25 protein-coding genes are annotated in these 21100 nt (G+C 70.2%); 16 read left to right on the forward strand and 9 right to left on the reverse strand.

Features of this window, described 5'->3' with window-relative positions; translation table 11 throughout:
* Window positions 1-87: 87 nt before the first annotated feature.
* Window positions 88-945, reverse strand: a complete 858-nt coding sequence (locus tag ACSMXX_RS26555; protein WP_473184985.1) for a hypothetical protein — start codon at window positions 943-945, stop codon at window positions 88-90.
* 191 nt (window positions 946-1136) lie between these two features.
* Here ACSMXX_RS26555 and ACSMXX_RS26560 point away from each other — a divergent pair, with 191 nt between their 5' ends.
* The 5 genes from ACSMXX_RS26560 to amaP are packed head-to-tail and all read left to right on the forward strand — an operon-like array spanning window position 1137 to window position 3608.
* Window positions 1137-1649 (forward strand): Asp23/Gls24 family envelope stress response protein, encoded by a 513-nt coding sequence (locus ACSMXX_RS26560; RefSeq protein WP_473181204.1) that lies wholly within the window; start codon window positions 1137-1139, stop codon window positions 1647-1649.
* A 55-nt stretch (window positions 1650-1704) separates the two neighbouring features.
* Window positions 1705-1893 (forward strand): hypothetical protein, encoded by a 189-nt coding sequence (locus ACSMXX_RS26565; protein WP_473181205.1) that lies wholly within the window; start codon window positions 1705-1707, stop codon window positions 1891-1893.
* 13 nt (window positions 1894-1906) lie between these two features.
* Window positions 1907-2323: an Asp23/Gls24 family envelope stress response protein gene (locus ACSMXX_RS26570; protein ID WP_473181206.1), complete on the forward strand. Its 417-nt coding sequence runs from the start codon at window positions 1907-1909 to the stop codon at window positions 2321-2323.
* The gene (locus ACSMXX_RS26575; RefSeq protein WP_473181207.1) at window positions 2320-2997 is read left to right on the forward strand and encodes a DUF6286 domain-containing protein; all 678 of its coding nucleotides are present in this window, start codon (window positions 2320-2322) and stop codon (window positions 2995-2997) included. Before ACSMXX_RS26570 ends, ACSMXX_RS26575 begins: the two co-directional genes overlap by 4 nt.
* 5 nt (window positions 2998-3002) lie before the next feature.
* On the forward strand, window positions 3003-3608 hold the full coding sequence (gene amaP, locus ACSMXX_RS26580; RefSeq protein WP_473184986.1) for an alkaline shock response membrane anchor protein AmaP: 606 nt from the start codon (window positions 3003-3005) through the stop codon (window positions 3606-3608).
* Between the two features lie 86 nt (window positions 3609-3694).
* Here the strand turns inward: amaP and ACSMXX_RS26585 are convergent, their stop codons facing one another.
* From ACSMXX_RS26585 to ACSMXX_RS26595, 3 genes are read right to left on the reverse strand one after another with little or no spacing between them, the layout of a single operon-like run.
* On the reverse strand, window positions 3695-4456 hold the full coding sequence (locus ACSMXX_RS26585) for an SDR family oxidoreductase (RefSeq protein ID WP_473181208.1): 762 nt from the start codon (window positions 4454-4456) through the stop codon (window positions 3695-3697).
* A gap of 44 nt (window positions 4457-4500) precedes the next feature.
* The gene (locus ACSMXX_RS26590; protein WP_473181209.1) at window positions 4501-5433 is read right to left on the reverse strand and encodes an SURF1 family cytochrome oxidase biogenesis protein; all 933 of its coding nucleotides are present in this window, start codon (window positions 5431-5433) and stop codon (window positions 4501-4503) included.
* Window positions 5434-5458: 25 nt separating this feature from the next.
* A complete protein-coding gene (locus ACSMXX_RS26595) occupies window positions 5459-6547 on the reverse strand; it encodes a DEDDh family exonuclease (RefSeq protein ID WP_473181210.1) in 1089 nt (362 codons plus the stop codon).
* Between the two features lie 352 nt (window positions 6548-6899).
* Here ACSMXX_RS26595 and ACSMXX_RS26600 point away from each other — a divergent pair, with 352 nt between their 5' ends.
* Window positions 6900-7871: a sterol desaturase family protein gene (locus ACSMXX_RS26600; protein WP_473181211.1), complete on the forward strand. Its 972-nt coding sequence runs from the start codon at window positions 6900-6902 to the stop codon at window positions 7869-7871.
* Window positions 7872-7926: 55 nt separating this feature from the next.
* Here the strand turns inward: ACSMXX_RS26600 and ACSMXX_RS26605 are convergent, their stop codons facing one another.
* Window positions 7927-9465 carry a S8 family peptidase gene (locus tag ACSMXX_RS26605; RefSeq protein ID WP_473181212.1) on the reverse strand — a complete coding sequence of 513 codons (1539 nt, stop codon included), beginning with the start codon at window positions 9463-9465 and terminating at the stop codon, window positions 7927-7929.
* Window positions 9466-9705: 240 nt separating this feature from the next.
* Here ACSMXX_RS26605 and ACSMXX_RS26610 point away from each other — a divergent pair, with 240 nt between their 5' ends.
* From ACSMXX_RS26610 to moaA, 3 genes are all read left to right on the forward strand, one after another.
* Entirely contained in the window at window positions 9706-10053 is a 348-nt protein-coding gene (locus ACSMXX_RS26610; protein WP_473181213.1) for a DUF485 domain-containing protein, read from the forward strand.
* Entirely contained in the window at window positions 10050-11699 is a 1650-nt protein-coding gene (locus tag ACSMXX_RS26615; RefSeq protein ID WP_473181214.1) for a solute symporter family protein, read from the forward strand. The genes ACSMXX_RS26610 and ACSMXX_RS26615 overlap by 4 nt, the downstream gene beginning before the upstream one ends.
* 103 nt (window positions 11700-11802) lie before the next feature.
* Window positions 11803-12792: a GTP 3',8-cyclase MoaA gene (gene moaA / locus ACSMXX_RS26620; RefSeq protein WP_473181215.1), complete on the forward strand. Its 990-nt coding sequence runs from the start codon at window positions 11803-11805 to the stop codon at window positions 12790-12792.
* Here the strand turns inward: moaA and ACSMXX_RS26625 are convergent.
* Together ACSMXX_RS26625 and ACSMXX_RS26630 are read right to left on the reverse strand one after the other, a co-directional pair.
* Entirely contained in the window at window positions 12775-13071 is a 297-nt protein-coding gene (locus ACSMXX_RS26625) for a hypothetical protein (RefSeq protein WP_473181216.1), read from the reverse strand. The two genes, moaA and ACSMXX_RS26625, sit on opposite strands and share 18 nt — an antisense overlap.
* 227 nt (window positions 13072-13298) lie before the next feature.
* Window positions 13299-13655, reverse strand: a complete 357-nt coding sequence (locus ACSMXX_RS26630) for a DUF3099 domain-containing protein (protein ID WP_473181217.1) — start codon at window positions 13653-13655, stop codon at window positions 13299-13301.
* Between the two features lie 272 nt (window positions 13656-13927).
* Between ACSMXX_RS26630 and ACSMXX_RS26635 the strand changes: the two genes are divergently transcribed.
* On the forward strand, window positions 13928-14218 hold the full coding sequence (locus tag ACSMXX_RS26635) for a GlsB/YeaQ/YmgE family stress response membrane protein (protein ID WP_473181218.1): 291 nt from the start codon (window positions 13928-13930) through the stop codon (window positions 14216-14218).
* A gap of 173 nt (window positions 14219-14391) precedes the next feature.
* On the opposite strand, the gene tyrS is transcribed toward ACSMXX_RS26635, so the two are convergent.
* A complete protein-coding gene (gene tyrS / locus ACSMXX_RS26640; RefSeq protein WP_473181219.1) occupies window positions 14392-15807 on the reverse strand; it encodes a tyrosine--tRNA ligase in 1416 nt (471 codons plus the stop codon).
* 284 nt (window positions 15808-16091) lie between these two features.
* On the opposite strand from tyrS, the gene fabG reads away from it, so the two are divergent.
* On the forward strand, window positions 16092-16811 hold the full coding sequence (fabG, locus tag ACSMXX_RS26645) for a 3-oxoacyl-[acyl-carrier-protein] reductase (RefSeq protein ID WP_473181220.1): 720 nt from the start codon (window positions 16092-16094) through the stop codon (window positions 16809-16811).
* A gap of 1 nt (window position 16812) precedes the next feature.
* Window positions 16813-17583, forward strand: coding sequence for an enoyl-ACP reductase FabI (gene fabI / locus ACSMXX_RS26650; RefSeq protein ID WP_473181221.1), 771 nt, complete (start codon window positions 16813-16815; stop codon window positions 17581-17583).
* A gap of 69 nt (window positions 17584-17652) precedes the next feature.
* Here fabI and ACSMXX_RS26655 read toward each other — a convergent pair whose 3' ends face one another.
* Entirely contained in the window at window positions 17653-18378 is a 726-nt protein-coding gene (locus ACSMXX_RS26655; RefSeq protein WP_473181222.1) for a FadR/GntR family transcriptional regulator, read from the reverse strand.
* A 114-nt stretch (window positions 18379-18492) separates the two neighbouring features.
* On the opposite strand from ACSMXX_RS26655, the gene ACSMXX_RS26660 reads away from it, so the two are divergent.
* The 4 genes from ACSMXX_RS26660 (at window position 18493) to ACSMXX_RS26675 (ending at window position 21097) form a co-directional block, all read left to right on the forward strand.
* Window positions 18493-19842 (forward strand): CynX/NimT family MFS transporter, encoded by a 1350-nt coding sequence (locus ACSMXX_RS26660; protein WP_473181223.1) that lies wholly within the window; start codon window positions 18493-18495, stop codon window positions 19840-19842.
* Between the two features lie 16 nt (window positions 19843-19858).
* Complete coding sequence (locus tag ACSMXX_RS26665) at window positions 19859-19975, forward strand: SGM_5486 family transporter-associated protein (RefSeq protein ID WP_473181224.1); 117 nt, start codon at window positions 19859-19861, stop codon at window positions 19973-19975.
* Between the two features lie 255 nt (window positions 19976-20230).
* Window positions 20231-20482, forward strand: a complete 252-nt coding sequence (locus tag ACSMXX_RS26670; RefSeq protein WP_473181225.1) for a hypothetical protein — start codon at window positions 20231-20233, stop codon at window positions 20480-20482.
* Between the two features lie 87 nt (window positions 20483-20569).
* Window positions 20570-21097 carry a SixA phosphatase family protein gene (locus ACSMXX_RS26675; protein ID WP_473181226.1) on the forward strand — a complete coding sequence of 176 codons (528 nt, stop codon included), beginning with the start codon at window positions 20570-20572 and terminating at the stop codon, window positions 21095-21097.
* The last annotated feature ends 3 nt before the right edge of the window (window positions 21098-21100 follow it).

Genomic DNA, 21100 nt, shown 5'->3' on the forward strand with positions numbered 1-21100 from the left:
CCGGGCGTGCCCCGCCGCTGAGCCCTCCCGGTGATCAGCGGGGTGCGCTCCCGGCACGCCTTCCGTGCCGTCCGGCGGCCCCGCGGATCACCGGTTCCCGACTGCCGGGTCGATCGCGCTGACCAGTACGGCCACGGTCACCGGCACCCCCGGCTCTTCCGCGTCCCAGGCGGCCGCCTTCTCCGCGGCCCGCCGTACGGTCCGGGCCACGTCGAGAGCCCGTGAGCCCTCGGTGATCGCCAGCTGAATGCGCAGATGCCTCCCTGCCGCACGGCCGTCCGGGTCCACTGCGTCCGTGACGCCGACGGCGTCGGCGGGGAGGCCGCCGAGCGGCGATCCCAGCACCGGCGCGAGACGCGCGACGCCCGGCACGGCGATGACGGCCTGTGCCGTCGCCGTGCCGCGCGGGTCGTCCGCCGGGGCGGGCGGATGCTCTCCGTCGCCGGGACTGTGCCCCCTCCGCCCGTACTGCCGCCTTCCCGCGCCCTTCCCGGCCGCGGTCTGCGCGGAGGTGTCAGGGGAGCCGTGGCCGTTGTGTCCGTCCCCGTTCTCCAGCAGGTCCGTGATCCGCAGATCCACGGTGGTCACGCGCAGCCCCAACTCCCGGTCGGCCGCCGTCAGCAGAGTGGCGCGCAGCAGCTCCGCCATCGTCGTCAGCGGTGCGTGCGGCGTCGATTCGAACTCGGCGTATACGCGCAGCGGACCCGGCGGCAGCGCCGAGGGAGGCGGTGTGACGACCGGAGAAACCGCCCGCGCCGGGTCCGTCGCGGAGAGCCGCAGCGCGCCCACCCGTACGTCCGGCAGATCCCGCGAGGCGGCCGTACGCAGAGTGGTCACCGCTGCGGTCTCCGCCAGCCACGATCCGTCGGCCGCGTCCCCGAGGGGCAGCAGCCGTCCGATTCCGGTCTGCTGCCGTACCGCCCGTGACAGCCCTTCGGCGTCCATGCGGGTCACGCTCCGTCCTCTTGTGAATCCTGTGCGGCCGGCGTGCCGGCAACGGCTTCCCGTACACCACCCGGTGGAACCCGGGGCGTCCTGCAAGGGCGTACATACACGGCGAACGGGATGAATCAGACCTAATGTGGCACGAGAGCCCTGATTCAGGGCCGCTTCCTTCTCGGAAAGGGGTGAAGGCAATGGCCGACACCAAGGCCGGAAACCGGTTCGAGTCTCCGGGTCAGGGATCGCGTACGGCTTCACGCGACGGCGCGGGGGAGACCCGCCGCCCCAAGGCCGAGCCGGGGAGCCGCGGGCGTACCACCATCTCCGACGGAGTCGTCGAGAAGATCGCGGGCCTCGCGGCGCGTGACGTGCCCGGTGTCCACGCGCTGGGCAGCGGCATGGCCCGGACGTTCGGGGCCATGCGCGACCGCGTCCCCGGCGGCGGCAGGTCCGCCGCGCGCGGCGTGAGCGCCGAGGTCGGTGAACTCCAGACGGCTCTCGACCTGGAGATCGTGGTCGAGTACGGGGTCGCCATCGCCGATCTCGCCCGTTCCGTGCGGGAGAACGTCATCTCGGCGGTCGAGCGGATGGCGGGCCTGGAGGTCGTCGAGGTCAACATCGCCGTCAGCGACGTCAAGCTGCCCGACGAACAGGACGAGGAATCAGAGGAGTCGGGCGGCTCGGGCGGCCGTACGAGGCTGCAATAGCAGCGCGGCGGACGACCTGCCGCGCACACAGGTGAACTGAACGAAGGGGCGCACGATGAGCATGGCCGTGATCGGCTTGATCGCAGGGATGGCGCTGGGCTTCGCCGGATACTTCGGCGGGTTCGGTGCCTTCCTGCTCGTGGCGGCGCTGGGCGGTTTCGGCTTCGTCGTGGGCCGCTTCCTCGACGGTGATCTGCGAGCGGACGACTTCTTCCGCATGCGTGACGAGAGCCGGCGCAGATGACGGGACCAGGACGGTGACCGGAGCGGAAGCGGAAGAGCCGGAACCCCCCGGGACCGAGCCCGCAGAACGCGAGGAGACGGACGGAGCGGAACGCGGCGCGACCACCGTCGTCGAGAGGGTGGTCGTGAAGGTCGCGGTGCAGGCCGCGAGGGAGGCACTCCGCACCGCACCGGCGGCCTCCAAAGTGCCGCCCGGGCCCCGTTATTGGCCCCGCGCCTCGGCCCGGGTGCGGGACCGGACCGCCCGGGTCCGGGTCCTCGTAGAGCTGGGCTACCCTTCCGACATCGGCGCGCAGTGTGCTGCGGTGCGTCGACAAGTCGTTTCACGGGTAAAGGAATTGGTCGGCATGGATGTGCCGGACGTGGCCGTGGGCGTGGGACGGCTGCACTCCGAGCAGCTGGACGGCGAGAGGTCCGGGAGGGTCCGGTGAGCGACGAGCGCACCCAGCGGCTGCCGACGCTGGAGAAGGAGCCGCCTGCGGCTCCGGGAGCGGGCGGGGGAGACCTGGAGCAGTCCACCTCCGCCGCGGGCTACGACCCGGGCAGCCGGCCCGGACAGGCGGGCCGCGCAAGGCGGTTCTGGTCGGTGCGGCGTCTGCCCGCCGGCATCGTCGCGCTGCTGGCGCTCGCCGTCGCGGGGCTGCTGCTCTACGACGTGGTGTCCGTACGGATCGGCAACTCCGCCATGGCCTGGCGACGTACGCTCGCCGACGAGATGGCGGCGACGCCCGTGGACGATGTCAAGGTCCGTGCGGCCGCCGCCGTCGTGGCGCTGCTCGGCGTATGGCTGATCGCCCTCGCCGTCACGCCCGGGCGCCGCGGGCTGCTTCCCATGCGCCGCGAAGTCGCCGGCGTACGGGCCGGGTTGGAGCGCGGCGCCGCCTCGCTGGTGCTGCGGGACCGCGCCCTGCGGGTGTCCGGCGTGCAGTCCGTGCGGGTCGCAGTGGGGCGGCGCAAGGTACGGGCGAACGCCCAGGCGCACTTCAGGGATCTGCACGAGGTACGCGGAGACCTCGACTCCGCGCTGGGGGAGGGCATCCGGCAACTCGGACTGGCCCGCCAGCCGGGGCTGTCCGTGCACGTACAGCGTCCGAAGAAGCGGTGAGCGGAATGGACCGGGCCCTGCGGAGCTTCAACCGGGTGCTGCTGGCGCTGGCGGGTCTGCTGCTGCTCGCTCTCGGACTCGCGCTGCTCGCCGGTGGGTTCGACCTGCCGCGGCAATGGAACCTCGCCATGCCCTCGGGCTGGCCGTGGACGGAACCGGACGACGTCCTGCTGTCCGGCGCCGACCGCAGGCAATGGCGCTCGGAGAGCTGGTGGTGGTCCGCCGTGATCGGCGGTCTGGCCCTGCTGGTGATCCTGCTCCTGTGGTGGCTGCTCGCCGCGCTGCGCCGGCGCAGGCTCGGCGAGGTCCTCGTCGAAAGCGGCGACGGCGAGGGCGCGTTGCTGCGCGGAAGGGCGCTCTCCAACGTGCTGGAGGCCGAGGCCGCCTCCCTGCCCGGAGTCGACAAGGCGGCGGTGCGCCTGACCGGTGGGCGCACCTCTCCGCGCGCGTCGGTGGAACTGCTGCTCTCGGCACACGCCGAGCCGGGGCCGGTACTGGGCCGCGTCACCGGCGAGGCGCTCGAACACGCACGGACCTCGGCGTCGCTGGACGGACTGCCGGCAGAGGTCCGGTTGAGCGCCGCCAAGCACCGCCCGGAGCGGGTGGTCTGACGGCTCGCCGTCTTCGACGGCGGCTGCCCCGGCCCTCTCCGGCCCTTCGTTGTGCTGCGGAGTGCGTGCGGTCGTCGTTGCGCGGCTCAGAACCCGCGCCGGGCGCCCCCGTCGACGGGCAGCATGACGCCCGTGAGATAGGACGCCGCCGGTGACAGCACGAACGCCGTCGTACGCCCGAACTCCGCCGGAGTTCCGTAGCGGCGCAGCGGAATCGTGGCCTCGTTGCGCTCGCGCGCGGCGTTGCCGTCGCCGGAGAGCGAGTCCAGGTACTGCAGCCGCTCGGTGTCGATGCGGCCCGGCAGCAGGCCGAGCACGCGGATGCCCAGCGGCCCCGCCTCGTTGGCGAGGGTCTTGGCGAAGCCGGCCAGCCCCGGGCGCAGGCCGTTGGAGAGGGTGAGCCCCGGAATCGGCTCGTGCACCGAACCGGAGAGGACGAAGGCGATGACGCCGCCCTCGCCCAGCTCGCCGGCGGCCGTACGGGCCAGCCGCACCGCCCCGAGGAAGACCGTCTCGAACGCGGACTGCCACTGCTCGTCGGAGAGCGAGTCGGCCGGTACGCCGGCGGGCGGGCCCCCGACGCTGATCAGCACGCCGTCGAAGCGCCCGAAGCGGCTCTTGGCCGTCTCGATGAGGCGCTCGGCGGTGTCCGGTGAGGCGTTGTCGGCGCCGATCCCGACGGCCGATCCCGCGCCGAGCTGCGCGGCGGCCTCGGTGGCGGCCTCATCGGTACGGCCGGAGACGACCACCTTGGCTCCGTCGGCGACGAGCGCTTCCGCCGTCGCGTAACCGAGTCCGCGGGTGGCTCCGGTGATGACGTAGACGCGGTCCTTCAGCCCGAGATCCATGGCTCACAGTGTGCTGCACCGCACCCCGGTGCGCGCACGGGGGGTCAGTCCGCGCCCGTACGGCCTCCTGCCGGGGCCGCGGAGGGGGCGGTCTCCGGCTCGCCGCCGGGCCGCGCCGGGGCGGTACCGTCCGCCATGTCCGCGGCGCTGCCCACGTCCGCGGCGTTCCCCACGCCCGCGGTGCCCGCGGTGCCCGCCTCCGGCGAGGGTCCAGCCGCGTTCGCGGCCTGACGGTCCCGGCGTTCGCGGCGTACCAGGACCACCCAGCCGACCGGCACCCCCGCGGCGAAGAGCCACCACTGGACGGCGTATGCCATGTGCGCGCCGATGCTGCTGTGGTCCGGCTCGGGGATCCGCTGCGGCTGCCCTGCTTCCGGCTTCGGCGAAGTGGACGTGAGTTGGAGGTATCCGTGCAGCACGGGACGGTCGAGCGTCTTCGCCTGCTGCCGGCTGTTGATCAGCATCACCTGGCGGGGCGGCAGCCCGGGCTTGTCCTTGATGCCGCTGGCCTCGCTCGTCTCGTCCGTCATGACGCGGCCGGTGACGGTGACCTCGCCGCGGGGCGGAGCGGGCACCTCAGGGAAGCGGGTGAGGTCGCCGCCCGCCTCGATCCAGCCGCGGTTGACCAGGACCGCACTGCCGTCGTCACGGATCAGCGGAGTCACGACGAAGTATCCGATCGACTTCTCGTCGGCTCCCGTACGCTGCCGCACCACGACCTCGTGGCCGGTGTCGTAGCGCCCCGTGGCCTTCGCCGTACGGAACTGGTCGTCCTCCGCGGGGCCGTGCCGGAGGCCACTGAGCCGGTCGAACGGCACGGGCCCGGCCGCGAGGCTTGAGGAGATCAGCTCGTTGTGCGCCACCCGCGACTCGTGCCTGTGCAGCTGCCAGAAGCCCAGCTTGATCATCGCGGGGATGAGTGCGAGGCCGAGAAGGGTGAGAGTCACCCACTGCCTGGACAACAGGAAGCGGTACACGTCTGACGACGGTACTCCCCGGTGCTCACAGCTCCGATGCTGGGGCCACGTCCTGCAGGAGCCGGTGGAACTCCGCCTCGTCCAGCACGGGCGTGCCGTACGCCTGCGCCTTGACGACCTTCGAGGTGAGGGCCTCCGGGTCGTTGGTGACCAGCAGGCTGGTCAGGCGCGACACATGGGAGGAGATGTGCAGCCCAGCCTCCGTCGCCCGGTCCTCCAGCAGCTCGCGGTCGACCGAGGTGTCACCCGAGACGGCCACCCGCATCCCCTGCACGAGCCGGCCGCCCTGCTCGAACCGCCCCGGGTTCGGATACGGGCACGCGGGCCGCTTCCGTGAGCGGCGCCAGCCGTACCCGTACGGATGCGGACCCGTCACGCCCCAGCTGCGCCGGCCCCCGAAGAAGCCGCCGGTGCCCTCCGGACGTGGCCCCGGCCGCTCCGGCCACTCCGACAGCGGCCGGCAGGCGTGCAGCGGCAGCCGCACCTCCTGCTGGACGGCGAGATGGAGGCTCGGCCGGAACGCCTCGGCCAGCACGCGTGCATCGTCGAGGGCGTGGTGCGCGCGGTGCTGGGATACGCCGTAGTGCGCGGCGAGCGACTCCAGCTTGTGGTTGGGAAGCGGGAGCGAGAGCTGCTTGGCGAGGGCGATGGTGCACAGCCGCTGGCGGACGGGCGGGGTGCGCCGCGCACGTGCGTACTCCCGCGCGATCATCGACCAGTCGAAGACGGCGTTGTGCGCGACGAGGACGCGGCCGTCGAGACGGGTGGCCAGATCGTCGGCGATCTCCGTGAACAGCGGTGCGTCGGCGAGGACTTCGGAGGTGAGGCCGTGGATCCAGGTGGGGCCCGGATCGCGCTGCGGATTGACCGTCGAATACCAGTGGTCCTCGACCTCGCCCCGGGCGTCCAGACGGTAGACGGCGGCGGAGACGATGCGGTCGTCGCGGGCCAGGCCCGTGGTCTCCACATCCACCACCGCGTAGCCGTGCGGGTAGCCGTCGGGCCAGACGGGCCCGGCTCCGGCGCCGACGGCCGGCCACTGAGCGGGGATACGGCCGGCTGCCGCCGGCTCGTCCTCGGGCTCGCCCGGGAATGCCGTCTGGTCTTCGAGCATGGTCACAGAGAATACGGGGCGGCACTGACACTTCCCGCGGGGCCTGCCGAGCGGGTGTCCCGCAAGCGGATCATCAGGGAGAAGTTCCGACCGTGCGTCAACGTTCGTGCACACACGGGGCGTTCGGGCCGGGATCAAACGCGTGAGCAAACGCGGCAGCGAAGGCGGAAGCACGCGGAGGCGCTCGTGGAAGCACGCGCGGACGCGAACATCGGAGCCGTGTGCAGCGCGCCGGAGCGCGTCGCGCGCCGGGGGAGCGGTGGGTTCTTGCGGCAGAGCTGACGGCCACTCAGTTTGTACTAGTCGGTAACAACCCCTGGCGGGGGACGCCGTCCGCGCTTACCTTGCTGACATGCCGTCTCAGTTGCCTGACGTCGTTCTCTGGTCGATACCGGCCTTCATTCTGCTCACGGTGGTCGAAATCGTGAGCTACCGCCTCCATCCGGACGAGGACTCCGCCGGATACGAGGCCAAGGACGCCACTACGAGCATCAGCATGGGGCTCGGCAGCCTCGTCTTCGACGCCCTGTGGAAGATCCCGATCGTGGCGATCTACGTGGGCATCTACGAGCTGACGCCGCTGCGCGTGCCGATCGAGTGGTGGACGCTGCCGCTGATGCTGCTCGCGCAGGACTTCTTCTACTACTGGTCGCACCGCGGGCACCACGTCATCCGCATCCTGTGGGCCTGCCATGTGGTGCACCACTCGAGCCGGAAGTTCAACCTCAGCACCGCACTGCGCCAGCCCTGGACCACCTGGACTGTCTGGCCCTTCTACGTGCCGATGATCGCGCTCGGCGTGCATCCGGCGGCGCTCGCCTTCTGCTCGTCGGTGAACCTCGTCTACCAGTTCTGGATCCACACGGAGCGGATCGACAAGCTGCCGCGTCCCTTCGAGTTCGTCTTCAACACGCCCTCGCACCACCGCGTCCATCACGCTTCCCAAGGCGGTTATCTGGACCGGAACTTCGGCGGGATCCTGATCGTCTGGGACCGGCTCTTCGGCTCCTTCACACCGGAGACCGAGCCCTGTGTCTTCGGGCTCACGAAGAACATCTCGACGTTCAACCCGCTGCGTGTGGCCACGCACGAGTACGCAGCGATCGGACGCGACCTGCGCGCGGCGCGCAGCTGGAACGAGCGTGCCGGAAGGCTCTTCCGCGGGCCCGGCTGGGCTCCCGCCGAGCAGCCCGCAGGCGGTACGGGCACGGAGAGCGCCGGCGGCACGCACACGGAGGGCGCCCGTGGCACGCAAGAGGCCGGGCCGCCTGAGCAGCCCGGCCCCTCACCGGCCGATGCGCCGGCGCCGCGCGTCACTTCCTGACCGGAGAGGTCAAGAGGCGGCGCGGGCACCGCCGTTCACCGTGCCGCAGGTGTTCTCACTTCTTGACCGCCGCGAGGGCATCGACGATGCCGTGGCCGTAGAAGCTGTTGTTGCCCTTCAGGCCGGTGCAGTCGGCCTTGTACGTGCCCTTGCCGTCCGGGTCGTACTCGTCCGGGCAGGCAACGCTCTTCGCCTGCGCCTTCAGCATCCAGGCGATCTCCTTCGGGGAGGCCTCCGGGTGCTTGCTCTTGATGAGCGCCGCTACGCCGGCGACCTGCGGTCCGGCCATCGAAGTGCCCTGCAGGTAGGCGTAGTCGCCCTCCGGCATGGTCGAGAGCACGCCGCCGTCCTTGGCCGGATCCTTCGGCGTCTGGTATCGGCGGTCGCCGCCCGGAGCCGAGATGTCGACCTCGTCCAGCCCGTAGTTGGAGAAGTAGGACTTGCCGTCCTCACCGCCGGTGGAGGAGACCGAGGTCACTCCGGGCAGCATGCTCGGGAGGTCCGGGCACTCCGCCGGGTCGATGGTGCGCTCGACGGGCTTGGTGTCGTTGGGGCTGCTGTCGTCCTTGATCTCGCTCGCGGCGAGGTCGTGCGAGGAGTTGCCCGCGGACGAGACGTGCGCGACGCCCTTGTCGGTCGCGTACTTCACGGCCCTGCCGACGGCGTCGGCGATCGCCTTCTGGTCCGGGTCGTCGGGGCAGGCGTAGAGCCAGGGGTCCGTGTAGTAGCTGTTGTTGGTGACCTCGACGCCGTGATCGGCGGCGAAGACCATCGCGCAGACCACCGCTTCGCTGTAGAAGAGCGAGGTCTCCGGCTCGGACACCTTCAGTGAGGCGACCTTCACGCCCGGTGCGGCACCTGCGATGCCGACCCCGTTGCGCGGGGAGGCGACGATGCCCGCCACGTGCGTGCCGTGGTAGTCGTTGGCCGGGTCGAAGGGGCGCCAGGCGCCGTCCTTGGTGTCGGCCTTGCCGCCCACGCAGCTCGCGGACTGGTCGGCCGCGAAGTTGGGCTGAAGATCCGGGTGGGTGTCGTCGACACCGGTGTCGATCACACCGACGGTGACGTCCTTGCTGCCCTCGCTGATCTTGCTCGCCTTGTCGGCCCTGATGGCCCGCTTGTCCCACTGCAGGGACTCAAGGGGCTCCTTGCCCTCCGCCTCGGCCCTGGCCTTGGCCTCGGCGCCGGTCGCCGACTTCGGCACCTCCAGATACTTCGGCTTCCCCACATCCGTGGTGGCGGCGGCCTTGAGGGGAGCGGTGCGGGTCGCGCCTGCCGTCTCCACACCCTTCACCGAGCGCATGGTGGCGCCGAACTTCGCATTCGACGAGTGCGCGACGATGACGCCGATCATCTCGTACGCGGTGACGACCTTGCCGTCCGCTTTCGCTATCTCCTTCTTCACGCGCTTGACCGTGCCGGCGTCTGCCTCGGTGTTGACGACGTAGCTCAGTTTCTCGCCGTCCTTCTTCGAGGATGCGGGCGCGTCCTGTCCGCTGGCCACGGCGGCTCCCGCCAGTCCGAGCGAAGCAGTGAGAACCAGTCCCAGCGGCATCGCGAGTCTTCGCCACCGCCTGGAAGGTTGAGAATCCATGGGATCTCCATGTTGTCCGAAGTTGACCACAGAGATGGGAACTTAGCGCCGGTCGGTGCCGCTCAGCAACGGAATCCCGAAGATGGGCAGGTTTGTCTTCGATAACTCTTCCGTGATTCAAAGACCTCCCCCTGTTGCCGAACCCTTGTGAAGATCTACGATGCGCCGCACTGCACTGCTGGCATCTACACCCCGACCTGCTCTTTTCCTCACTGAAGACTCACATCGACTGGAGTTGCCGTGGACTCAGCACCAGAGAACGAGAGGTCCGCGCCACCGGGTGGCACGGACTACGCGCAGGTGCAGCAGAGCGCCGAGTTCGGAGAGCTGCGAAGCGCTTTCCGGTCATTCGCGTTTCCCCTCACCGTGGGCTTCATCGCCTGGTACCTGCTGTACGTGCTGCTGTCGAACTACGCCGGCGGGTTCATGGCGACCAAGGTCGTCGGCACCATCAACATCGCCTTCGTCCTTGGGCTCGCCCAGTTCCTGACCACCTTCCTCATCGCCTGGTGGTACTCCCGTCACGCTGCGGCCAAGTTCGACCCCAAGGGCAAGGCCATCAAGGACCGTCTGGACGGTGAAGCATGAGCCTCACGCACTCGCTGGCCTCGTCATCGGGGCAGCTGCAGCTCGCGGCCGAGGGTGCGAGCCAGCACCGCACTCTGATCGTCACACTCTTCACGATCTTTGTCCTGCTCACCCTGGGCATCACGGTGTGGGCCGGCCGCAGGACGAAGGACGCCACGGACTTCTACGCCGGCGGCCGCGAGTTCAGCGGTTTCCAGAACGGTCTGGCGATCTCCGGCGACTACATGTCGGCCGCCTCGTTCCTCGGCATCGCCGGTGCGATCGCGCTGTCCGGATACGACGGCTTCCTCTACTCCATCGGGTTCCTCGTGGCCTGGCTGGTCGCCCTCGTGCTCGTCGCCGAGCCGCTGCGCAACTCCGGCCGCTACACGATGGGCGACGTCCTGGCCTTCCGGATGCGGCAGCGCCCCGTCCGTACGGCGGCCGGCATCTCGACGATCATCGTCTCGATCTTCTACCTGCTGGCCCAGATGGTCGGCGCGGGCGCCCTCGTCGCACTGCTGCTGGGCATCTCCGGTGAGACGGGCAAGAACCTGATCGTGGTGCTCGTCGGTGTCGTCATGATCCTTTACGTGACCATCGGCGGCATGAAGGGCACCACCTGGGTGCAGATGATCAAGGCCGTCCTACTCATCGGCGGCACGCTCGTCGTCACGGTGCTGGTCTTCCACAAGTTCAACTACAACCTCTCCAGCCTGCTGGGCGCCGCCGCCGAGAACAGCGGCAAGGGGGCCGCCTTCCTGGAGCCGGGCCTGAAGTACGGGGTGAGCACCACCTCGAAGATCGACTTCATCTCGCTGGGCCTCGCGCTCGTCCTGGGCACCGCGGGCCTGCCGCACATCCTGATCCGCTTCTACACCGTCCCGACGGCGAATGCCGCCCGTAGGTCGGTGAACTGGGCGATCGGCATCATCGGCGGCTTCTACCTGATGACCATCGCGCTGGGCTTCGGCGCCGCGGCGCTGCTCTCCCAGAAGACGATCACCGAGTCGGACCCGGCGGGCAACACCGCGGCTCCACTGCTCGCACAGGAGATCGGCGGCGGTGCCGACTCGACCGGAGGGGCGATCCTTCTCGCGATGATCTCGGCCGTCGCCTTCGCCACGATCCTGGCGGTGGTCGCGGGGCTCACGCTCGCCTCGTCCTCGTCGTTCGCGCACGACCTGTACGCGAACGTGATCCGGAAGGGGAAGGCGACCGAGAAGGAGGAGGTCAGCGCCGCGCGTGTCTCCTCGGTGATCATCGGCGGCGTCGCGATCGGCCTCGGCATCTTCGCCGGCGGCCTGAACGTGGCCGGGCTCGTGGCACTCGCCTTCGCGGTCGCCGCGTCGGCGAACCTGCCGACGATCCTCTACAGCCTCTTCTGGAAGCGGTTCACCACGCAGGGCGCGCTGTGGTCGATCTACGGCGGACTCACCTCGTCCGTGGTGCTGGTGCTGTTCTCGCCGGTCGTCACCGGCGCACCGACCGCGATGTTCCCCGACGCCGACATCGCCTACTTCCCGCTGGCCAACCCCGGCCTCATCTCGATTCCGTTCGGCTTCCTGATGGGCTGGCTCGGATCCGTCCTCGGCAAGGAGGACGAGGCGGTCAAGAAGCACGCGGAACTGGAGGTGCGCTCGCTGACGGGCCACGGAGCGCTCTGAGCGCCACAGTTGCGGGACGCCACCGGCTTCAACGATCTGTTGAATGTCGGTGGCGTCCCGTACGCTGCGAAGCATCGGCACAACCGTGGGAAGGCCGCCAGCAATGCTGCTCGACACTTTCGGCCGGGTCGCCACCGACTTGCGTGTCTCGCTGACCGACCGCTGCAATCTGCGCTGCACGTACTGCATGCCCGAGGAAGGCCTGCAGTGGCTGGCGAAGCCGGAGTTGCTCACCGACGACGAGATCGTCCGGCTGGTCCGCATCGCCGTGACCGAACTGGGTGTCGAGGAAGTCCGGTTCACCGGCGGCGAGCCCCTGCTGCGGCCGGGGCTGACTGGCATCGTCGAGCGCTGCGCCGCACTGCCGCGGCGCCCGAAGCTCTCCCTGACGACGAACGGGATCGGGCTGGAACGCACGGCGGCCGCGCTTCGCGACGCCGGCCTCGACAGGGTCAACGTCTCGCTGGACACGCTCGATCCGGAGGTCTTCCAGCGCATGACCCGCCGCAAGCGGCACGCGGACGTGCTGCGCGGTCTGGCCGCGGCGCAAGAAGCGGGCCTCACCCCGGTCAAGGTCAACTCCGTCCTCATGCCGGGGCTCAACGAGGCGGAGGCGCCCGCACTGCTCGCCTGGGCCATGGAACAGGGCTATGAGCTGCGCTTCATCGAGCAGATGCCGCTCGACGCCCAGCACGGCTGGCAGCGCGACGGCATGATCACAGCAGGGGACATCCTGGAGTCGCTGAACGAGCACTTCACGCTCACTCCCGAGGGCGAGGAGAAGCGCGGCGCAGCCCCCGCCGAGCGCTGGGTCGTCGACGGCGGTCCGCACCGCGTCGGCGTCATCGCCTCGGTCACCCGGCCGTTCTGCCGCGCGTGCGACCGTACGCGCCTGACCGCCGACGGCCAGGTCCGCACCTGCCTGTTCGCCACGGAGGAGTCCGATCTGCGCGGCGCGCTGCGCTCCGGCGCGGAGGACGGGGAGGTCGCCTCGCGCTGGAGGCTGGCGATGTGGGGCAAGAAGGCGGGCGCCGGCATCGACGACCCGTCCTTCGTGCAGCCCGACCGTCCGATGTCAGCCATCGGCGGGTGACGCTCCGGGGCCTGGGCGGCCCCCGCCTTCCTCCCAGTCCGCCAGGCGGACCACGTCCTTGAGGAAACCGCGCATACCCAGGAACGACGACAGGTGCTCGCGGTGCTCGTCGCACGCGAGCCATGTCTTGCGGCGCTCGGGAGTGTGCAGCTTGGGGTTGTTCCAGGCCAGCACCCACACGGCGGGCGCGCGGCAGCCCTTGGCGGAGCAGATCGGGCTCTCGGGGCCTTCACCGGTGCCGGAAGGGGGGAACGGTGAGGACGAAGACGAAGAAAACACGGCCCCTATCCAACACCCGGGGTCCGGAGACAAGCGACGCCGGGCAGCCACGGGGGGAGCCGCCCGGCGTCGGTCTGTCGCTCCGACGGGGGATGCGGAGCGCCTATGAAGTATGGCACGGGGACCCCTGCGAGGTGCAGCGGAACAACATGATTGATCTGAGCTTTTCTTGAGCTTTTATGCGGAGCGAGCGCCGCGTGAAGACCTCGTGCAGGCCGCGTGCAGACTCAACTGCGGTCGCCGGCAGGCCCGTCGGCCGTCTCCCGGCTTCCTTCCGGTACGGCGTCGGACGCGGTGAGCGCCGGCCGCGTGTGCGTCGGCACGAATGACGACGGCATCGAAGTCGGGTTCTCCCGGCCCGCGTTGGCGATCACCACCGCCACGTACGGCAGCAGTGCGCCCACCACAAGAGTCACAACGGCCAACGGCCGTTGCACGTTCCACAGGATGACGGTCAGCAGTACCGAGAGCGTCCGGATCAGCATCGAGATCACATAGCGCCGCTGCCTGCCCCGTACGTCGTCGGCGAGCGACTGGCGGGCTCCGGTGATCTGGAAGACCTCGGCTCCGCGCTGCTTCCGCATCACTCTCACCACCTCACCCGGGCCCGGCGGCCTGGCCCACCGCCAGGGTGCCGCAACCCCTCTCACCGTACGCCTCGGGTCGGACGGGTTCGAGACCGGGCGGACCGGCAGTGCGGACCGGGTGGTCTGCGGCCGGGTCCGTACGGGCTACTCCGCAATGCGCCGTATCCCGTACGGCGCCAAGCTGGCGGCGCACGGCGCGTGGCGCAAGCGGGCCCCGGCAAGGGCGCAAGGGCCCACCACGGAGGCGCCGGTGCCCCTATGGAGGTGCGATGAACTGGTTGTGGGCGATCATCGTGGGACTGGTGCTGGGCGTCATCGCCCGGGCGATCATCCCGGGCAGGCAGGCCATCCCGCTCTGGCTGACGGCGGTCTTCGGCCTCCTGGGAGCCGTCCTCGGAAACGCGGTCGCCACATGGGCCGGCGTGGGCGTGACCCGAGGCTTCGACTGGATCCGTCACGGGCTCCAACTGGGCGGCGCCGTACTGCTGGTGGCGCTCGGCTCGCCGCTGTGGGCGAGCATCAGGGGAAAGAACAGGAGGGGGCAGCGGCAGCGCATGTGAGGCGCGCAGGCCGCTCCCGCTCTTCCGCCCTTCCGCCCTTCCGGAGGGCGAGGGCCACCGGGCCGGCAGCGCCTCGCCGACGACGGCGCGCTCGTTCAGGAAGGCGCGCCCGCCCCGAAGGCGACATGCTCTCGGACGCGATCTCGCTCCCGACGGCGCACCCGCGGACGCTCTCAGAGACCTTCGATCTGCGCGATCCGCCGGCCGGCCTTGAGATACACCGTCCCGCCGACGCCGGCCTCGGCCAGCTTCTCGGGCACCACCTCGGCGAGCGGACGCAGCGCGTCCGCCTCCGGCAGCACGATCGTGTGCTGTTCGCCGTCACCCTCCGCCTCGACCACCAGCCGCAGCCCGTTCTGCTTGGCGATGCGCCGTGCGGCCGAAGCGCTGGGCGTGAACTCAAGGACGCGCGTGAGGATCGCGGCGATTCCTTCGCCGCCGTGCTCGCCCGCGTCCACACTCGGCAGCGTCTCCACGTCCGCGAAGGACTTCTTCGAGAACTGCGCCGTGAAGTGCGCCCGCGCCGCCTTCGCCGCCTCCGCCCCGTGCAGCGCCGTGACGACATCGCCCGCCAGTACCTTCTTCAGGTCCATCGGGTGCAGCGTCTTCGCCTCGATACGGGCGACCGCCTGGTCGATCTCCGCGTCCGTCCACTCGGTCCAGGCGCGCAGGTACGGCACCATCAGCCGGTCCGGAATCGACATGATCTTGCCGTACACGTCGTCCGCGCCGGCGGTCAGGCCGATGTAGTTGTCCTTGGACTTCGACATCTTGGCACCCGAGCCGTCCGTGCCCTCGATGAGCGGCATGGCGGCGATCATCTGCGGCCGCTGCGCGTGCAGTTCCATGAGCCGCCGTCCCATCTGCATGTTCAACAGCTGGTCGACGCCGCCCAGTTCGATGTCGCAGTCCAGTTCGACGGAGTCCAGCGCCATCGCCACGGGGTAGATCAGCTCCGACATCGTCAGGCCGGAGCCCTGCGCGAGCCGGTTGCGGAAGTCCTCCCGCTGGAGCAGCGCCGAGGCGGGCACCTGCGCGAGCAGGGTGATCAGCTGGGCGAAGCCGATCTCACCGAGCCAGTCGCTGTTGTTGCGGAAGCTGACGTTCTCGAAGTCGAAGAACGGGCTGACCTGGTCCTGGTAGCCGGAGAGGTTCTTCGCGATGTCCTCGTCGGTCAGGGCGGGCCGCTCGGCTGTACGCCCCGACGGGTCGCCGATCTTCGCCGTGAAGTCGCCGATGATCAGCGTGACATCGTGGCCCATCCGCTGGAAGCGGCTGAGGATGATCATCTGCACCGCGTGGCCCAGATGAACGTCCGCGGCGGTCGGGTCGATGCCGAGCTTCACATGCAGGCCCTTGCCCTGCGCCTGCTTCCCCTCGATCGCCTCGGCGAGCTTCTCCACCGACGGCAGGACCTCCACCGCGCGCGCACCGATCAGTGCGGCCTGCTCCTTCGCCGGGAGATCGCTCAGATCCAGATAGCGCCGCGACCCCGTCTCGGCGAGCAGCTGCTCGACGGTGGTGTCGGAGGAGAGGTCCTGGGCCAGCAGGCCGCTGGCGCGCTGTACGGAGTCGCCGAGGCGTGTCACGTTCTGTCCTGGAGCTAGGTACGGATCGGGTCGCCGCAGAGTCTATTCGTGCCCGTGCGCCTCCCGGCCGCCGCCGTCCGCTGCTGCGCCGACTTCCGCGGGTATCTGTGGGGACTCCACAGGAGACCGTACGTCCCCCTGTCTCCGCCCGATTCCCTGAATCGAGCTGTGCGCATATAGCTTTCGCAGTGACAGAAACCCGCCACCTCCTCGTCACGCACGCGGCAGCGGGGAGTTCAGCGCCAGAGTTCAGCGCCCCACATCGCAGAAAGGGTGGTCCCACCTTGAGCCGCTCGGTACTCGTCACGGGAGGAAACCGCGGCATCGGCCTCGCCATCGCGCGGGCCTTCGCCGACGCGGGGGACGACGTCGCCGTCACCTACCGTACGGGCGAGCCCCCCAAGGAACTCACGGACCTGGGCTGCCTCGCGGTCAGGTGCGACATCACCGATCCCGAACAGGTGGAGGGGGCCTACAAGGAGATCGAGGAGAAGCACGGACCGGTCGAGGTGCTCGTCGCCAACGCCGGTGTGACCCGCGACCAGTTGCTGCTGCGCATGTCCGAAGAGGACTTCAGCACGGTGCTGGAGACCAACCTCACCGGCACCTTCCGGGTCGCGAAGCGAGCGGCCAAGCGGATGCTCCGCGCGCGCACCGGCCGTATCGTCCTGATCTCCTCGGTGGTCGGGCTGCTCGGTTCGGCGGGGCAGTCCAACTACGCCGCCTCCAAGGCCGGTCTCGTCGGCTTCGCCCGGTCGCTCGCCCGTGAGCTGGGCTCCCGTAACATCACCTGCAACGTGATCGCGCCGGGCTTCGTCGACACCGACATGACGAAGGCGCTCAGCGACGAGCAGCGCGCGAACATCGTCGAGCAGGTTCCGCTGGGGCGCTACGCCCAGCCGGCGGAGGTCGCCGCCTCCGTCCGTTTCCTCGCCTCCGAGGAGGCCGCGTACATCACCGGAGCCGTCATTCCTGTCGACGGCGGATTGGGCATGGGGCACTGAGATGAGCGGAATCCTCGCAGGCAAGCGCATCCTCGTCACGGGTGTCCTGACCGACGGGTCGATCGCCTTCCACGCGGCGAAGATCGCGCAGGAGGAGGGTGCCGAAGTCGTGCTCACGGGCTACGGCCGGCTGTCCCTGGTGCAGCGGATCGCCAAGCGCCTCCCGAAGGAGGCCCCCGTCATCGAACTGGACGTGACGAACCAGGAGCATCTGGATTCCCTCGCGGAGAAGGTGAGCGAACACCTCGGCGAGGGTGCCGGGCTCGACGGGATCGTGCACTCCATCGCCTTCGGTCCGCAGGGCGCGTTCAACTTCCTGGAGGCGAGCTGGGAGGACGTCGGCACGGCCGTGCAGGTCTCGGCGTACTCGCTCAAGTCCCTCACCATGGCCTGTCTTCCGCTGATGCCGCGCGGCGGTTCGGTCGTCGGCCTCACCTTCGACGCGAAGATCGCCTGGCCGAAGTACGACTGGATGGGCGTGGCCAAGGCGGCGCTGGAGTCGACCAGCCGCTACCTCGCACGTGATCTGGGCGCGCGGAACGTGCGCTGCAACCTCGTCTCGGCAGGCCCCATCAAGTCGATGGCGGCCAAGTCCATCCCGGGCTTCGAGGAGTTGGCGGACGTGTGGAACCACCGGGCGCCGATCGGCTGGGAGTTGACCGACCCGGACCCGGCCGGGCGCGGCGTCGTGGGCCTGCTCTCGGACTTCTTCCCGAAGACGACGGGGGAGATCGTGCACGTCGACGGCGGTGTGCACATGATGGGCGCCTGACCCGGCTCCGTACTCCGTACGTACACGCGCCGCTGCGGTTCAGGGGCGCTCGGTTCAGGGGCGCTCGGTTCAGTGGCGCTCGGCCGAACTCCCGGCAGCCCGGGGGCTCTTGGTGCCCTTGCGCCCCGAACCGCAGCGCCACTCCTGCGTGTGGGAGGCGGCCTCCCGCGCCGCCGCCTCCTCGTCGCCCGCCTGGACCGCCGCGATCAGACGTGCATGGTCCATGTGCGCCTCGGGGCGCAGCTCCTCGCCGATGTCCAGCCGCAGGAAGTCGCGCATCACCTCGCCGAGGTCGGCGTAGACCGCCGTCAGTACGTCGTTGTGCGACGCGGCGAGGACACCCAGGTGGAGTGAGGCGTCCGCCTCGACGAAGCGCTCCGCGTCGCCCGATTCCCATGCCGCCTCGCGCCTGGCCAGCAGCGCGTCCAGCTGCACCAGGTCCTGCTCGGTGCGCCGCAGCGCCGCCAGCCGCGCCCCCGAGGTCTCCAATGCGGCGCGCATCTCGGCGACATGATGCGGATCGGCGTCTGCGAAGCGGCGCTGCATGACCCCTGCCAGCTCGCTCGTCGCGACGACGTACGTCCCCGAGCCCTGACGGATGTCCAGCAGACCGTTGTGAGCGAGCGCACGCACCGCCTCACGGACGGTGTTGCGAGCCACCCCCAGCTCCTCCACCAACTCCGGCTCCGTGGGGATCCGGCTGCCCACCGGCCACTCTCCCGAGGTGATCTGTGTGCGCAGCGCGGCGATCACCTGGTCGGCCAGGGCGGAACGCTGCGGCGAGGACAGGGTCATCTGAAACTCCCAGGGGCGGAGCCGGCTCCCGGTCGAGCCGGTTCGTCACGGCGGGTTCTCCGGTACGGGGGAACGCGTTAGTGTCTATTCATCCCATGATTCTATGATGGGCGCATGGTGATGACGGAAGACGGCCTGAAGCGTACCGACGGCAACGGGAAGCCCCGGGCCTCCGCGGCCTCTTCACGCGGTTCGGCCCGCTCCCGCGGCTCCGGCCGCCCGCCCGTACGCCACGGGGCAGCCGGCCCCGCCCCTCGCTGGGCGGTGCGTGTGGTCGCGGTGGGTCTCGTACTGGCCGCGCTCAATCTCCGTCCCGCGATCTCCGCGCTCGGCCCGCTGCTGAAGGAAGTACGCGGCGACCTGGGCATGAGCGGCGCCGTGGCGGGACTGCTGACCTCCGTGCCCGCCCTGTGCTTCGCCGCCTTCGGCAGCCTCGCTCCGCGGCTCGCGCGCCGCCGCGGGCCCGCCCCGGTGGTGTTCGCGGGCATGGTCGCGATCACCGTCGGTCTGGTGCTGCGGCCCCTGGCCGGCGGTACGGCCGCGTTTCTCGCCGCGAGCGCACTCGCCCTCGCCGGCATCGCGGTCAGCAACGTACTGATGCCGGTGGTCGTCAAGCGCTGGTTCCCCTCCCGGATCGGTTCGATGACGGGCCTGTACTCGATGGGGCTGGCGCTCGGCACGGCCTGCGCCGCGGCCGTCACCGTCCCCATGACCGGTGCGCTGGGCGGCAGTTGGCGCGCCGGGCTCGGGGCGTGGGCGCTGCTCGGGGTGCTCGCGATCCTGCCGTGGGCGGTGGTGCTCAAGGACCCGGGCAGCCGTCGTACGGAGGCTCCGGCGGACGGCGATTCCGCAGCAGGGTCCACCGGGGAAGGGGAGGCCGGGCGCATACGCATCGGCGCCTCGTCCACGGCCTGGGCGCTCGCCGTCTTCTTCGGGCTGCAGGCGTCCGCCGCGTACATCATCCTGGGCTGGCTGCCCCAGATCTTCCGAGACGCGGGCGTCTCCGCCTCGTCCGCCGGTTTGATGCTCGCCGTCACGATGGGTATGGGCGTACCGCTGGCCTTCGTCGTGCCGCGCCTGGCGGCCCGCATGCGGCACCAGGGGCCGCTCGTGATCGCTCTCGGCCTCTGCGGGTTCACCGGCTACGCCGGGCTGTGGCTCGCTCCGGCCGGCGGCGCGTGGCTGTGGGCACTGCTGCTGGGGATCGCCAACTGCGCCTTCCCCGTTGCCCTTACGATGATCAGCCTCCGGTCGCGCTCCAGTGCTGGCGTGGTCAAGCTCTCCGCATTCGCGCAGAGCACCGGATATCTGCTCTCCATCCCCGGGCCCTTGCTCGTCGGGGTCCTGCGCGACGCCTCCGGCGGCTGGCACATACCGCTGCTGCTGATGGCGGGGCTGCTGCTCGCGCAGACGGTGACGGGCGTACTGGCGGGACGGGACCGCGTGATCGAGGACGGGCGGTAGGTGCGAGACTTGCCCCATGCCAGTGCTCGAACCCGATCCGCAGAACGGGCAGAAGAAGCTGCTCCAGATCTTCGCCCTGATCTTCGGCATCATGATCCTCATCGGTGTCATCGCCACCATCGCGGCACCGTGACCCTTGAGCCGCTGTTTCTCCGGGGTCCCTGATCTCTCGGACTCCCTCGGGCCCTTGATCCTCCGGGCCTGATCCGTCGGGCCTCTGAGCCCCCGGTCCCCGAGGCAGCGCTCGGGGCGGGGTGGTGCTGGCCCCACCACCCCTAGGGGGCCTGGGTCAGGGGGAAGTGGGTGGATCACCGGATGGGGCTTCAGTCCCGGCTTCCGTAGCGTCGGATCACAACGTCGGCGATACAGGAACCAGGGAGGCGAGCCCATGACCACGGCCCCACCCCGCAGCCACCGCCCCGCGGCCCCGGCGCCGCCGGTGCGGCAGCACTCGCCGCCCGGGGCGTGCCGGACCCGGCTTCCGTGGTGGGGCGCGGTGCTGCCCGTACTCGCCTTCGCGCTGCTGCTGGCCCTGCTGCTCGGCGGATCGGAGGCCGGCGCGGCACAGCAGGCAGAGAGTCCGGGGGGAGAGATGATCGCGGCCGTCCTGGAGCGCGTGGCGCATGCGTTGCTGGGCTGACGAACGGGAGACGTCAGCACTCCGCACCCGTCTGTGCACTGTCAACACCCTCCGCCCGGGGCCGCGTTTCGTGCGAAGCTGGGAAACATGAGCGTCGATGTGCCCCGCAGTATCGTCCTTGTCCGGCACGCCAAGGCCGACTGGCCTGACGTGGCAGACCATGAGCGTCCCCTCGCGGACCGCGGCCGTAAGGACGCCCCGGCCGTCGGTGAGTGGCTCGCCACGCACGGCATCACCCCCGGACTGACCCTCTGCTCTACAGCCGTCCGCACCCGTGAGACCTGGAAACTGGCCGTCCACCACCTGCCGCAGCGCCCCAAGACCGTCTACGAGGAGCGTCTGTACGAAGCCTCGCCCGGCGAGATCATCGCCGTGCTGAACGACGTGTCCGAGGAAGTCCGGGATGTGCTCGTCATCGGGCACAACCCCGGAATCCAGGGCGTCGCCGAGACCCTCACCGGCGACGCCAAGGGTGACGCCCTGGAGCGCATGTCGCGCAACGGCTTCCCGACCTCGACCGTCGCGGTTCTCCGCTTCGACGGCTCGTGGAAGTCGGTCGAGCCCGGCGTCGCCACGCTCACCGAATACTGGGAGCCGCACGAGCCCCCCGAGTGAGTC

It is taken from the genome of Streptomyces sp. DSM 116795, assembly GCF_055792905.1.

What these genes read in the sequence shown, in the direction of transcription:
- ACSMXX_RS26555 (WP_473184985.1), bottom strand. Translation starts at nt 945, where the DNA reads ATGGACGCCGAAGGGCTGTCACGGGCGGTACGGCAGCAGACCGGAATC.
- ACSMXX_RS26560 (WP_473181204.1), top strand. Translation starts at nt 1,137, where the DNA reads ATGGCCGACACCAAGGCCGGAAACCGGTTCGAGTCTCCGGGTCAGGGA.
- ACSMXX_RS26565 (WP_473181205.1), top strand. Translation starts at nt 1,705, where the DNA reads ATGAGCATGGCCGTGATCGGCTTGATCGCAGGGATGGCGCTGGGCTTC.
- amaP (WP_473184986.1), top strand. Translation starts at nt 3,003, where the DNA reads ATGGACCGGGCCCTGCGGAGCTTCAACCGGGTGCTGCTGGCGCTGGCG.
- ACSMXX_RS26585 (WP_473181208.1), bottom strand. Translation starts at nt 4,456, where the DNA reads ATGGATCTCGGGCTGAAGGACCGCGTCTACGTCATCACCGGAGCCACC.
- ACSMXX_RS26595 (WP_473181210.1), bottom strand. Translation starts at nt 6,547, where the DNA reads ATGCTCGAAGACCAGACGGCATTCCCGGGCGAGCCCGAGGACGAGCCG.
- ACSMXX_RS26600 (WP_473181211.1), top strand. Translation starts at nt 6,900, where the DNA reads ATGCCGTCTCAGTTGCCTGACGTCGTTCTCTGGTCGATACCGGCCTTC.
- ACSMXX_RS26605 (WP_473181212.1), bottom strand. Translation starts at nt 9,465, where the DNA reads ATGGATTCTCAACCTTCCAGGCGGTGGCGAAGACTCGCGATGCCGCTG.
- ACSMXX_RS26615 (WP_473181214.1), top strand. Translation starts at nt 10,050, where the DNA reads ATGAGCCTCACGCACTCGCTGGCCTCGTCATCGGGGCAGCTGCAGCTC.
- moaA (WP_473181215.1), top strand. Translation starts at nt 11,803, where the DNA reads ATGCTGCTCGACACTTTCGGCCGGGTCGCCACCGACTTGCGTGTCTCG.
- ACSMXX_RS26630 (WP_473181217.1), bottom strand. Translation starts at nt 13,655, where the DNA reads ATGCGGAAGCAGCGCGGAGCCGAGGTCTTCCAGATCACCGGAGCCCGC.
- ACSMXX_RS26635 (WP_473181218.1), top strand. Translation starts at nt 13,928, where the DNA reads ATGAACTGGTTGTGGGCGATCATCGTGGGACTGGTGCTGGGCGTCATC.
- fabI (WP_473181221.1), top strand. Translation starts at nt 16,813, where the DNA reads ATGAGCGGAATCCTCGCAGGCAAGCGCATCCTCGTCACGGGTGTCCTG.
- ACSMXX_RS26655 (WP_473181222.1), bottom strand. Translation starts at nt 18,378, where the DNA reads ATGACCCTGTCCTCGCCGCAGCGTTCCGCCCTGGCCGACCAGGTGATC.
- ACSMXX_RS26660 (WP_473181223.1), top strand. Translation starts at nt 18,493, where the DNA reads ATGGTGATGACGGAAGACGGCCTGAAGCGTACCGACGGCAACGGGAAG.
- ACSMXX_RS26665 (WP_473181224.1), top strand. Translation starts at nt 19,859, where the DNA reads ATGCCAGTGCTCGAACCCGATCCGCAGAACGGGCAGAAGAAGCTGCTC.
- ACSMXX_RS26670 (WP_473181225.1), top strand. Translation starts at nt 20,231, where the DNA reads ATGACCACGGCCCCACCCCGCAGCCACCGCCCCGCGGCCCCGGCGCCG.
- ACSMXX_RS26675 (WP_473181226.1), top strand. Translation starts at nt 20,570, where the DNA reads ATGAGCGTCGATGTGCCCCGCAGTATCGTCCTTGTCCGGCACGCCAAG.